At 65.2% G+C, this 12,014-nt stretch carries 14 protein-coding genes; 4 read left to right on the forward strand and 10 right to left on the reverse strand.

Going from position 1 to position 12,014, the window contains the following annotated elements; translation table 11 throughout:
• The first annotated feature begins 21 nt into the window (after window positions 1–21).
• Complete coding sequence (locus CSQ99_RS27335; RefSeq protein ID WP_099042145.1) at window positions 22–1,227, forward strand: serine hydrolase domain-containing protein; 1,206 nt, start codon at window positions 22–24, stop codon at window positions 1,225–1,227.
• Between the two features lie 15 nt (window positions 1,228–1,242).
• The gene (locus CSQ99_RS27340; RefSeq protein WP_099042132.1) at window positions 1,243–2,466 is read left to right on the forward strand and encodes an FAD-dependent monooxygenase; all 1,224 of its coding nucleotides are present in this window, start codon (window positions 1,243–1,245) and stop codon (window positions 2,464–2,466) included.
• A 4-nt stretch (window positions 2,467–2,470) separates the two neighbouring features.
• Here the strand turns inward: CSQ99_RS27340 and CSQ99_RS27345 are convergent, their stop codons facing one another.
• Genes CSQ99_RS27345 through CSQ99_RS27360 form a run of 4 tightly spaced genes read right to left on the reverse strand, consistent with a single transcriptional unit; the run spans window position 2,471 to window position 5,227 of the window.
• Window positions 2,471–3,025, reverse strand: coding sequence for a hypothetical protein (locus CSQ99_RS27345; protein WP_099042133.1), 555 nt, complete (start codon window positions 3,023–3,025; stop codon window positions 2,471–2,473).
• Window positions 3,025–3,537, reverse strand: a complete 513-nt coding sequence (gene nusB / locus CSQ99_RS27350; RefSeq protein WP_099042134.1) for a transcription antitermination factor NusB — start codon at window positions 3,535–3,537, stop codon at window positions 3,025–3,027. Before nusB ends, CSQ99_RS27345 begins: the two co-directional genes overlap by 1 nt.
• Window positions 3,530–4,093: an elongation factor P gene (gene efp, locus CSQ99_RS27355; protein ID WP_099042135.1), complete on the reverse strand. Its 564-nt coding sequence runs from the start codon at window positions 4,091–4,093 to the stop codon at window positions 3,530–3,532. The genes nusB and efp overlap by 8 nt, the downstream gene beginning before the upstream one ends.
• 18 nt (window positions 4,094–4,111) lie before the next feature.
• Window positions 4,112–5,227, reverse strand: coding sequence for an aminopeptidase P family protein (locus CSQ99_RS27360; protein ID WP_099042136.1), 1,116 nt, complete (start codon window positions 5,225–5,227; stop codon window positions 4,112–4,114).
• Window positions 5,228–5,260: 33 nt separating this feature from the next.
• Here CSQ99_RS27360 and CSQ99_RS27365 point away from each other — a divergent pair, with 33 nt between their 5' ends.
• Together CSQ99_RS27365 and CSQ99_RS27370 are read left to right on the forward strand one after the other, a co-directional pair.
• Entirely contained in the window at window positions 5,261–5,809 is a 549-nt protein-coding gene (locus CSQ99_RS27365; protein ID WP_099042137.1) for a B-4DMT family transporter, read from the forward strand.
• A 39-nt stretch (window positions 5,810–5,848) separates the two neighbouring features.
• Window positions 5,849–6,745, forward strand: coding sequence for a hypothetical protein (locus CSQ99_RS27370; RefSeq protein WP_099042138.1), 897 nt, complete (start codon window positions 5,849–5,851; stop codon window positions 6,743–6,745).
• On the opposite strand, the gene CSQ99_RS27375 is transcribed toward CSQ99_RS27370, so the two are convergent.
• From CSQ99_RS27375 to pcaH, 6 genes are read right to left on the reverse strand one after another with little or no spacing between them, the layout of a single operon-like run.
• On the reverse strand, window positions 6,742–7,425 hold the full coding sequence (locus CSQ99_RS27375) for a 3-oxoacid CoA-transferase subunit B (protein WP_099042139.1): 684 nt from the start codon (window positions 7,423–7,425) through the stop codon (window positions 6,742–6,744). The genes CSQ99_RS27370 and CSQ99_RS27375 overlap by 4 nt on opposite strands.
• Window positions 7,422–8,123, reverse strand: a complete 702-nt coding sequence (locus tag CSQ99_RS27380; protein ID WP_099042140.1) for a 3-oxoacid CoA-transferase subunit A — start codon at window positions 8,121–8,123, stop codon at window positions 7,422–7,424. The genes CSQ99_RS27375 and CSQ99_RS27380 overlap by 4 nt, the downstream gene beginning before the upstream one ends.
• 2 nt (window positions 8,124–8,125) lie before the next feature.
• Window positions 8,126–9,301, reverse strand: a complete 1,176-nt coding sequence (gene pcaDC, locus CSQ99_RS27385) for a bifunctional 3-oxoadipate enol-lactonase/4-carboxymuconolactone decarboxylase PcaDC (RefSeq protein ID WP_099042141.1) — start codon at window positions 9,299–9,301, stop codon at window positions 8,126–8,128.
• Window positions 9,298–10,497, reverse strand: a complete 1,200-nt coding sequence (pcaB, locus tag CSQ99_RS27390) for a 3-carboxy-cis,cis-muconate cycloisomerase (protein ID WP_099042142.1) — start codon at window positions 10,495–10,497, stop codon at window positions 9,298–9,300. Before pcaB ends, pcaDC begins: the two co-directional genes overlap by 4 nt.
• Window positions 10,494–11,057: a protocatechuate 3,4-dioxygenase subunit alpha gene (gene pcaG / locus CSQ99_RS27395; RefSeq protein ID WP_099042143.1), complete on the reverse strand. Its 564-nt coding sequence runs from the start codon at window positions 11,055–11,057 to the stop codon at window positions 10,494–10,496. The genes pcaB and pcaG overlap by 4 nt, the downstream gene beginning before the upstream one ends.
• A complete protein-coding gene (pcaH, locus tag CSQ99_RS27400; protein ID WP_099042146.1) occupies window positions 11,057–11,845 on the reverse strand; it encodes a protocatechuate 3,4-dioxygenase subunit beta in 789 nt (262 codons plus the stop codon). Before pcaH ends, pcaG begins: the two co-directional genes overlap by 1 nt.
• Window positions 11,846–12,014: the final 169 nt, after the last annotated feature.

Below are 12,014 nucleotides of genomic sequence, written 5' to 3' on the forward strand. Positions count from 1 at the left end.
CGCCTCAGTACGATGGCGCCGATGAAGCTCGACGGTAACCAGGCATCCATTCTCGAGGCGATCGACGCTGGGCTGCTCGCCGGTGCGGTGACGCTGGTATGCCGCGCCGGCGAGGTACTGCAAGTCAACGAGCTCGGCTATCGGGATGTCGACGCGGGACTGCCGATGCAACGGAACACGATCTTCCGCATCGCGTCGATGACCAAACCAGTCACCGTCGCCGCCGCGATGAGCTTGGTGGAGGATGGCAAGCTCGCGCTGACCGACCCGGTGGCGACGTGGCTGCCGGAGTTGGCGGATATGCAGGTTCTCCTCGATCCGCGCGGCCCGCTCGACAAGACCACCCGCGCCCATCGGCAGATCACGGTCGACGATCTGATGACGCACCGCAGTGGGCTCGCTTATGCGTTCTCCGTGACCGGTCCGTTGAGCAAGGGGTATGGGCGGATGTCCTTCCGCCAGGATCAGGACCGCTGGCTGGCGGAGTTGGCGACGCTGCCGCTGGTGCACCAGCCCGGTGACCACCTGACCTATAGCCAGGCAACCGACGTACTCGGTATTGCGCTGTCCCGCATCGAGGGCAAGTCACTGGCTGACGTCTTGTCCGAGCGCATCTTTGAACCGCTCGGGATGGTCGACACCGGCTTCTCGGTGGGCACCGCGGGACGCCAACGCGCCGCGACGATGTACAAGCTCGACGCGAATATGGCGCTGCAGCACGACGTGATGGGTCCGGCGCCGATCACCGATCCGCCGTTCTGCACGGGCGGCGCCGGTCTGTGGTCGACGGTCGACGACTACCTCCGGTTCGCCAGGATGCTGCTCGCAGATGGCACGCTCGACGGCGTCCGGGTGTTGTCCGAACAATCCGTGCGACTGATGCGCACCGACCGGTTGACCGATGAGCAGAAGCGGGAACCCTTTCTGGGGTCGCCGTTTTGGGTCGGCCGCGGCTTCGGGCTCAACCTCTCGGTCGTGACCGACCCCGCCAAATCACGGCAACTGTTCGGCCCCGGCGGCCTTGGCACATTCAGTTGGCCCGGCGCGTACGGCACGTGGTGGCAAGCCGACCCGAGCACCGATCTGGTGCTCATCTACTTGATCCAGAATCTCCCCGAAATCAACGCCGACATGGCGGCGGCCGTCGCGGGCAACACCTCGTTGGCGAAGCTGCAGAGCGCACAGCCCAAATTCGTCCGTCGGACCTACCAAGCCCTCGATATCTAGCGATACGGTGCCGTCATGACACAGCCCACCGTCGTGATCAGCGGTGCCGGAATCGCAGGACCCGCCCTGGCATTCTGGCTGACCCGCAACGGATACCGGGTCATCGTCGTGGAGATCGGACCCGGCCTCCGGCCCGGCGGACAGACCGTCGACCTGCGCGGCGCGGGCGGCGACGTCGTCGAACGGATGGGCCTGATCGACGAGATGGAGCACAGGTCGCTCTTCCAGCGCGGCATCGCGTGGGTGAAATCCGATGGCAGCCGACGCGCCGAGATGCCAGTGACGGCATTCGGCGGCAATGGACCAGTCTCCAAGCTGGAGATTCTGCGCGGTGATCTGGTGGATGTGCTGTACCAGGCCACCAAGGAAACGGCGGAGTACCGATTCGGGACCAGCATTTCCGATCTCGTGCAGGACCGGAGCGGGGTCGACGTGACGTTGTCAGACGGCAGCGCGCTGCGGGCGGACCTTGTGGTCGGTGCCGACGGTCCGCATTCGGCGGTGCGGCGTCTGGTGTTCGGGCCCGAGGAACAGTTCGTCAAGCCGATTGGCGGCTACAACGCATGGTTCTCGGCTCCGGACCGCGTCGGCCTGGACTCCTGGTATCTGATGTATCAAGCGTCGGGTGGTCTCAACGCCTCATTGCGGCCCTCACATGATCCCGCAATAGCGAAGGCGGGGTTGGCCTTTCAGTCCGAGCCCATTGTCTACGACCGGCACAACCTCGACGAACAGCGTCAGATCCTTGTCGAGCGGTTCGCAGGCGCGGGCTGGGAGTGCGATGCGTTGCTCGCCGCGGCACAGGAAGCCGACGACTTCTACTTCGACTCGCTCGCGCAGGTGCACATGCCGTCGTGGACATCGGGGCGGGTCGCGCTGGTCGGCGACGCCGGCTACTGCGCCTCACCGCTCAGCGGCATGGGCACCAGCCTGGCACTGGTCGGCGGCTATGTTCTTGCCGGTGAACTTGGACCCGCGGATTCGCTTGACGCCGAGCCCCTTCAGGCCGCGCTGGAGCGCTACGGAACTCTGATGCGGCCGTACGTCGACACCTGCCAGGATCTACCCAACAACATCGACCGGTTCGCACCCATGACAGAGAAGGAGATCGCGGACAATGCGATGGCGATGAAGTGGATGCAGCGCTGGCCGTTTCGCCCCCTCGCTGCCAGGCTGTGGTTCCGGATCGCCGACTCCATCGACCTTCCGGACTACTCCCTTGGTGCGCCGCCGCAGTAGCGGGCTATTCGATACAGCGCGAGAGCACGCGACCGAACTGCAGCAGCCGTTGCATCTGGGCAAGGCCGCCGTTGTCGACGGACTTGAGGTAGCGGAACGACTCACAGTAGATGTCGGTCTCGGTCACCGACTTCTGCCGCGACCTGGTGACGAGTTGGGTGTACATCCGCAGCCTGACCTCGGAGAGCCGACGGGTGCCGTCGTCGAATGCCTCGTATTCGGTGGTGAGCACGTGGTCGGTGATCGTCGACAGCAGGATTGTGCGAACAGAGGCGTTCAGCACTCGGCGCTCGCGATCGTCGACAATCGACGACTCGTCGTCAGCGCGCCAGATGATCAGCCGGTGGCCGTCGGTGAGCACGACCTCCTGCCACTGGGGATTCTCGTCGGTATCACCCCATGACCCCTCGCCGACGCCGCGCGACATGATGAACGATTTGATCGCGGGAAGATCGATGACAGAACGTATTTGGTCCAGTGCCAGTTCGGGATCGCGCAGGTACACCTTGGCCGCCTCGTCCACGCTCGAGTACGGCGCCCAGTCCTGCGGTACTCCCATTACGTGCCTGCGCTCCCGTCACCCGCCCCCCGAACGGCTTCTGCGGCCGCCCGGATCTGCGGTGTCACCAGCATCACCTGGCCCAGCACCCCGTTGACGAAACCCGGTGAGTCGTCGGTGGATAACTGCTTGGCCAATTCAACGGCTTCGTCGACCGCGACTGGTTCGGGAACATCGTCGGCATGCAGCAGTTCCCACACCGCCACCCGCAGGATCGCCCGGTCGACGGCAGGCAGCCGCTCCAGTGTCCAGCCCTGGAGGTGCGCCGAGATCAGATCGTCGATGTGCGCGGTGTGATCGGTCACCCCACGCGCGACGGTCACCGTATACGGGTTGAGCGGTGAGATATCGGACTGCGTCTGCGACAGGGCACTGCGCGACTCGGCAACCTCGGCGGGCGTGATCCCCCGCGCCTCGGCTTCGAAGAGCAGGTCGACAGCACGCTTGCGGGCCTGATGGCGGCCACGGTCGGACCGACCAATCCGGCCGGAGTCGGACCTATGGTTAGGCATTCACCCTTCCCAGATAGCTGCCATCACGCGAATCGACCTTGAGCTTGTCGCCGGTGTTGATGAACAGCGGCACCTGGATCTCGGCACCGGTCTCGACGGTCGCGGGCTTGGTCCCCGCGCTGGACCGGTCGCCCTGCAGGCCGGGCTCGGTGTGGGTGACCTCGAGCTCGACGGTCACCGGCAGTTCGAGATACAGCGGGGCGCCGTTGTGGAATGCGATCTGCACCGGCAGGCTCTCCAGCAGGAACTTGGCGGCATCACCGACCAGCGACTCCGACAGCGGGTGCTGCTCGTAGTCCTGGGAATCCATGAACACGAAATCCGAACCGTCGCGGTACAGATAGGTGGCATCGCGGCGGTCGACGGTGGCCGTCTCGACCTTCACACCCGCGTTATAGGTCTTGTCGACGACCTTGCCTGACAACACGTTCTTGAGTTTGGTGCGCACGAAGGCGGGCCCTTTGCCGGGCTTGACGTGCTGGAATTCGGTGATCTGCCAGAGTTGGCCGTCAATCTGAAGGACGAGCCCGTTCTTGAAGTCGGCGGTCGATGCCACGGTCGGTTGTACTCCTGTTCAGAGAATCGCCAGTTCTTTGGGGAACCGGGTGAGTAAGTCTGCGGTCTGATGTCGCCGGCTACCCGGCTCCGAGGCGCCTTCACCGACGACCAGCGTGTCCTCGATTCGGACGCCGCCACGGTCTGGCAGATAGACACCGGGTTCCACGGTCACCGCAGAGCCAGCAAGGAGTGTACCGGCGGATGACGCGCTGATTCCCGGTGCTTCGTGAATCTGCAGACCGACCCCGTGTCCCAGCCCATGACCGAAGTTCTCGGCATATCCCGCATCGGCGATGATCCGCCGCGAAGCCGCGTCGACGTCGGAGAGCGTGACCCCGGGTGCGAGCGCGTCGCGGCCCGCCCGTTGGGCGGTGGCCACCAAGTCATAGATGTCGTATTGCCACTGTGCGACCGGCGAAAGCACGAACGTGCGGGTCATGTCGGAGTGATAGCCGCACACCAGTGCGCCGAAGTCGATCTTGACGAAATCGCCGGCTGCCAACACCGCATCGGTCGGCCGATGGTGCGGTATCGCCGAGTTGGGTCCGGCCGCCACGATGGTCTCGAAGGACACGCCATCGGCACCGTGATCGAGCATCAGCGCCTCGAGTTCGCGGCCCACCTCTTTTTCGGTCCGGCCCGGCCGCAGGCCGCCGCGCTCGATCAGATCGTGCAGCGCGGCGTCGGCGGCTTCACAGGCCAACCGCAACAGCGCGACCTCGCCGGCGTCCTTGACCTCGCGCAATGCCTCCACCGTCCCCGACGCCCGGATCAGTTGGGTCGTTTCGCCCGCGGCCTTGGTGAGGGCGCTGAACCCATCGACGGTCACCACGTGACTCTCGAATCCGAGACGAGCCAGCCCATCGGCTGCCGCCCGTGCGACGAGATGGGGGCCGCACGCCCGCTCGATGACGAGCTCGGCATCGGGGGCCTGTTGTGCGGCTTGCGTGCGGTAGCGCCCGTCGGTCGCGAGCACCGGAGTCGGGTCCTCCGCGCGAATCAACAGTGCGGCGTTCGACCCGGTGAAACCCGACAGGTATCGCACGTTGACCAGGTCTGACACCACCATCGCATCCAGGTCTGCGGCGACAAGTCGCTGACGCAGCCGGTCCCGGCGCTGTGAAATAGTCACGGTTGTTGAACCTACTCGCTAAGGTGTGCCCTCATGAGTAACTGGTTGCTGCGCGGACTGGTGTTCGCGGCCCTGATGGTGATCGTCCGATTGCTGCAGGGAGCGATGATCAACGCGTGGGAGACCAGGGCCGGGCTGATCAGCATCATTCTGGTGCTCCTGTTCGCCGTCGCGGTGTTCGTATGGGGCCTGATCGACGGTCGCGCCGACGCCCGCGCCAATCCGGATCCGGACCGCCGTGGCGACCTGGCGATGACGTGGCTGCTGGCCGGCCTGTTCGCCGGCATCGTCAGCGGTGCCGTCGCGTGGTTCATCTCGCTCTTCTACAAGACCCTCTATGTCGAAGGTCTGATCAATGAGCTCACCACTTTTGCGGCGTTCACCGCGCTGCTGGTGTTCCTGGTGGCCCTCCTTGGCGTCACCCTCGGCCGCTGGGTCATCGACCGCAACGCACCCCCGGTCACGCGGCACCGTTCCGGAGATGATGAGCGAGCCGACACCGATGTGTTCGCCGCGGTGAGCCAACCAGAGGGCGAGCAGACATCGGAACTCGAAACGTCCGAGGTCCGTCGCGACAGCTAGTGCTGGCCGCGTCCTGACACCCTGACCTTCTGGCCCGCTGTGAACCCGGACGAATTCTGTACGTCCGACCAGTGGAGCGTGCTGTCCTCGGCCTCCTCACACTCGCAGTTCGCCGGCGTGCTCGGCGGTTTCTTGATCACCGCCATCGCGCTGCTGATGGACAAGAAGAGCCGCGAAAGCATTCACACACTCGCGCTCTTCGCCTCCGCGGTGCTGATCCTCATGTTGGCCAGCTTCCTGTTCAGCTTGATCACCGGCAGCCAGGTGCCGGGCGAAGGCGACCCCCGCGGCATCTGCGCGATCGCGTGGACGCAGGGTGCGGTGTCGACGGGCATGCTCGCCGCGGGCGCGAGCGCCCTGTTCGGCGGCCTGGGCTGGATGCTCGCCAGCCACGCGGTCAACAGGATTTCAGAGCAGGATCCCGAGGATGTCGGCGCCTACTGCTTTCTCGCCGATCTGGGTGGCTGGCTGACGTTCGCCGCGGTGATGACGACAACGCTGATCCTTTCCGAAACCGCCATCGACTATCTGCATTTCATGTTCGGTCGCCGGCCCGAGCTCTGGGTGACCGGACTCGTGATCACAGCGGCAGCTCTCGTCATCATCGCGGACTTCGTGCTCGTGTATGTCAGAACCAGGACGCTGCGTAAGTCGTTGGCCGACACCGCCGCACCGACCCGTCTGGCGCTTCGTTCGATCAAGGTCGCCACCATAACCACGGTCATCCTGGCCATCGCCGCGTCCTGGCTGGCCGTCAGCCTCGCGCGAATCCCCAAGGACTGGTTGACAACACCGAACGCCGGCCTGGTCGCGTTCGTCTTGTTCCTGACGTTTGTGCTGCCGACAGTCGTCGCGACCGCCATCTGCTATTCGGTGGCCAGCACCGATGAGCGCCCCATCATCCGCGGCTTGCGAGGTACCGCAGCCAGTCGCTAATGCAACGGCACCGACATTCTCTCGGCCAGCGCACTCACCGAGATCCCGAACGTCTCCAACACGTGCAACCCACCGTCATCAGTGGAGTCGATCGCGAAGATTGCGTGATCGGTGTAAACCCGGCTGACGCACCTGATGCCGGTGAGCGGATAGGTGCACTGCGGAACAAGTTTGGCGGTGCCGTCTTTGGCGAACAGATTCATCATGACGAACACACTTTTCGCACCGATGGCAAGATCCATGGCGCCGCCGACCGCTGGAATCGCGTCGGCCGCACCCGTGTGCCAGTTGGCCAGATCGCCGTACTGGCTGACCTGGAATGCACCAAGGACACAGACGTCGAGATGGCCGCCACGCATCATCGCAAACGAGTCGGCGTGGTGAAAGTACGATGCGCCTGCGGTCTCGGTGACGGGCACCTTGCCCGCGTTCGTCAGATCCGCGTCGACCTCGTCGCCGACGGCTTCGCCGCCCATACCGAGCATGCCGTTCTCGGTGTGCAGCACCACTTCTGCCTCCGGCGACAAATATTCGGCAACCGTCGTCGGCTGCCCGATCCCCAGGTTCACGTACGAGCCGGTCGGTATGTCACGTGCGATGACGGCCGCCAGTTCTCGACGGTCCAGCGGGCTGCGATCGACATGTTCGACCGTGGCTCGACTTGGGACATGCAACGTCACAACGCCGCCTCCGTCAGGTTGTTGCCCGACACGGCCGACAGATCGAGGATGCGGTCAACGAAGATTCCCGGCGTGACCACGACTTCTGGATCGATGGCGCCCGACTCCACAACGTGGGACACCTCGGCGATCGTGAGTGACGCCGCAGTGGCCATCACCGGGCCGAAATTACGGGCGGTCTTGCGGTACAACAGGTTCCCCGCCCGGTCTCCGATGTGGGCTCCGATCAGTGCCACATCGCCGTGAATCGGATACTCCAGCACGTACGCGCGGCCGTCGATCGTGCGTGTCTCCTTGCCCTCCGCGAGGGGGGTTCCGACGCCGGTCGGGCAGAAGAATGCGCCGATACCCGCACCTGCCGCCCTGATCCGTTCGGCCAGATTTCCCTGCGGCACCACCTCGAGCAGAACCTTTCCTGCGCGGTACAGCTCGTCGAACACGTACGAGTCGGCCTGTCGCGGAAACGAACAAATGACCTTGGTGACACGACCGGCGGCGAGAAGTGCGGCCAGGCCGGTGTCGCCGTTGCCCGCGTTGTTGCTGACGATGGTCAGACCGGTGGCGCCCTGCTCGATCAACGCATCGATCAGCACCGTCGGCATGCCCGCCATCCCGAACCCGCCAACGAGAACAGTTGATCCATCCTCGATTCCGGCGACAGCGTGCCGTGCTGAGTCACAGATCTCCGTGCGGCTCATGACTACTCACCCCTGCCGTCGTCGAAATCCGGGAGTACGTCGGCGGCGATCCGAAACGCTGTGTTGGCATCCGGCACTCCGCAATAGATCGCGGTCTGCATCAACAACTCCTTGATCTCATCGTTGGTCAGCCCGTTGCGACGGGCGGCAAGCAGGTGCATCCTGAGCTCCTCGTGATGGCCGCGCGCGACCAGTGCGGTGAGCGTGATCAGCGACCGGCTTCGGCGGTCCAGTCCTTGGCGCGTCCAGATGGAGCCCCAGGCATATTCGGTGATGAGCCGCTGGAAGTCGGCGGTGAATTCGGTGGCCGCCGCGATGGCCCGGTCGACGTGGGCGTTCCCGAGGACCTCACGCCGAACCGCCAGCCCGGCGGCGTACACCTCGTCGGTGGTTTTCGGCGACGACGCCGATGCGCGCGCGTGTTCGGTGATCAACGCTGCGACACGAACCGGGACCTGCGCGGGGGCGAGGTGCCCCACCCCGTCCAACACGATCGCTCGCCCGTCTTTGACGCCGGAGGCAATGCGCTGCAGATGATCCGGCGGTGTAGCGACATCGTCGCTGCCCGCAACGGCGAGGACCGGTGTGCTGATCTCCTGCAGTCGATCGACGACGTCGAATCCCGCCAGGGCCTCACACACCTGGGCATAGGAATCGGCGTCGGTGGCCCGCAGCGCGTCAATTAGCGCCGAGCTCACGAGCGACTCACGCTGGGCAAAGTCAGTGGGGAACCAACGCTGTGCCGCGGCGGCAACCATGGTTTCGGTTCCCGCCGAGCGAACGGTTGCAGCCCGCTCCCGCCACGCGTCGGGGGTCCCGATCACCGCACCCGTGCACAGGACCGTGGCCGACGCCACCCGGTGCGGAGCATCGAGCAGCAGTTGCAGCCCGACACATCCTCCCACCGAGTCGCCGGCGTAATGGAATGTTTCGCGGGTGAACTCGTCAGCGAGTGCCAACACGCCCGCGGCGAGTTCGGCCATGCTGAAGGCGCCTGTGGTTTCGCCGCGGCCGTGGCCTGGAAGGTCCCAGCCCACCACCCGCCAGTGTTGGCTCAGCTGGACGGCGGCCTCCCGCCACAACGTGGCGGCAGAGGTGCCCAGCGACGGCCCGAGAACAAGCAGCGGGGCGGTGTCCGCTCCGCCGAAGACGGTGCCGACAATGCGCGGAATACTCACGGCGTGTCCTTGAGGTAGTGGCCGGCCCTCTGCACGGCGGCCTCGACGAGCTGCTCGGCGGCCCCCAGATAATTCGGCATCGGTTCGCGTCCAGTCAATTCCGTCATGCTCTGCTGCTCCGACAGAACCCCCGCGGCCGCGTCCAGATTCGCACGCGCACGTGCCGCGTCGATCTGCAGTCCGGACACCAGTTCCGTCGCGTGGGCGGCGGCGACAACGGTACGTCGGGCCAGCGTGCGCAGGGTCGCCCACTCGGCATGCCATGCGCCGTCGGAACGTTCGTCGACAGACATAGCCGATGCAGTGTGCAGTGTGGCGGCCAGCGAGCCCGCGGTCATTGCGGTACGGCGGATCAACACCGAGCGCACCGGATTGTTCTTGTGGGGCATGGTCGAAGACCCGCCCGCGCCCGATTCGGCCAATTCCCCTGTTTCGCGCCGGCTGCCGGTGGCGACGTCGGCGGCGATGTAGCCCCACGCGTCGCAACACGTGGCCAGGGCATCCCCGATTCGACTGATCGGGGATCGCGTTGTGTGCCAGGGCGGCGCCGGAGCGAGCAGCAGCCCAGCCGCCAGCGAGTCACCCAGGCTGATCGCACCTTCCACCGATCCGCTCAGCTCGACGGCCGCTGCCAAGGTGCCCGCGGCACCTCCGACCTGGACTGGGAATCTCAGTTCGCCCAGCGGTTCGGCGGCGTCCAGCACCGCGGACAGCCATCGCGCGACCTTCACACCCGCGGTGCTGGGCAACGCCGCCTGTGTGAGGGTCCTGGCGAGCATCGGTGTGGCTGAGTGCGTTTCAGCGAGTCGCGATAGCGTCCGTACCTGATCGACAATCTCCCCGCGGATGCGATCGGTTGCATCTCGCACACAAAGCATCAGCGCGGTGTCGACGACATCCTGACTGGTCAAACCACGATGCAGCCATCGTGAGGTTGGCTGCTCCGTGCGCGCTCGCAACAACGCGACAAGTCCGCTGACCGGGCTGCCATCGACATCGGCGCCGCGCGCGATCGGCTCGTGGTCGCTGTCGGTGAGATGTTCGGCGAGGTCGGCCCGCGCCTGATCCGGTGCGATCCCGGCCTCGATGAGCGCATCCAGCCACGCCTGTTCGACCGCGACCATCGCGTTCAGAAAGGCATGGTCACTCATCAGATCGCCGGCACGATGATCCCCCGGCCAGAACAGGTCGGTCACAGTCGATGTCCCGGATAGCTGAGGAAGACGGTCTCGTCGTCGCCGGCTTGGAGCTTGATGTCGAAACGCAGGCCTGCCGCTTCGCGGGAGGCGATCAAAGTCTGACGGCGTTGCGGGGGTAGAGAATTCAGCAGCCGGTCAGCTGCGATCTGGTCGCATGGGAGGTATGCCCTGGTGAACAGGCGGTTGAGCAGTCCGCGGGCGAAAACGGCGAGGAGAAAGAACGGTGCGGTACCTGGGGTCGTCGGCCCGGGCGGCACCGTCGAGAAGCTGTAGTGGCCCGCGTCGTCGGTGGCGGCGCGCCCCCAGCCGGTGAACGTCCAGCCGTCACGGCGCAGCGACCCGGTGGCGGACGGAATCACGCCGTCGGCGTCGGCCTGCCAGATCTCCAGCAGCGCATCGGGAACCGGGTTGCCTGCCCCATCCGTGACCACGCCGTGCAACTGAATTGCGCCGGGCGAGCCGGGAGGTACGAGCTCGCTGCCGCGGTCGAACGGCAGCGCATAGCCATAGAACGGGCCGACGGTCTGCCCGGGGGTAGCGGTCAGCAGCGTGGACATCAGTGCTCGGTTCCTTCCTCGACGGGAGTTCGGTTGGAGCCGGTCAGCACGATGTCCCAGCGGTAGCCGGTGGCCCACTCGTGAGTGGTCACGTCGTGGTCGTAGCCGGCGACCAACCGGTCTCTTGCCTTCTGATCGGTGATGGACTGGTAGATGGGGTCGAGCGTGAAGAGCGGATCGTTCGGGAAATACATCTGGGTGATCATCCGCTGCGTGAATTCGGTTCCGAACAACGAGAAATGGATGTGCGCGGGCCGCCACGCATTGTGGTGGTTCTTCCACGGATACGGCCCGGGCTTGATGGTCGTGAAGCGGTAGTTGCCGTCGTCGTCGGTCAGGCACCGGCCCACGCCGGTGAAGTTCGGGTCGATCGCCGACGGATGCTGGTCGCGCTTGTGGATGTAGCGCCCGCCCGCATTCGCCTGCCAGATCTCCACGAGTTGCCGACGCACCGCCCGACCATCACCGTCCACGATTCGACCCGTCACCACCATCCGTTCGCCGATCGGCGCGCCGGTGTGCTGAATGGTCAAGTCGGATTCGAGCGGATGGACGTCGCGCTCACTGAAACACGGTGTCCACAACTCGATCCCTTCCGGGTCGGCGTGGTGGAGATCCTTCGTGGGGTGGCGTAACAGACTGCTTCGGTACGGCGCGTAATCAAGCCGCGGTTGCGTCTCTTCGACACCCGAACGCTGATAGGCCGACTCGATGGCGCCGATCTCGCTGCTGATCTCGGCCTGACTTGCCGAGGCGCTGTCCGAGTCGATCACGGGCGTTGCTGTCATGCGGTGCACGGTATCGGCCCCTTCGGTGTGCCGTGAAGACTACGACGTGCCTCACCTACTTTGAGCGCGTGGCCGGTGGTGGTGCCTCACCTATTTTGAGCGCGTGGTCTAGAAGGCTTGCCCGATGTGGAAGGCAAGATCGATATGGCTGCGAGGCGGCAGGTAACGA

Origin of the sequence: Mycobacterium neglectum (assembly GCF_002591975.1) — a bacterium.
GTDB classification, from domain to species: Bacteria; Actinomycetota; Actinomycetes; order Mycobacteriales; family Mycobacteriaceae; genus Mycobacterium; species Mycobacterium neglectum.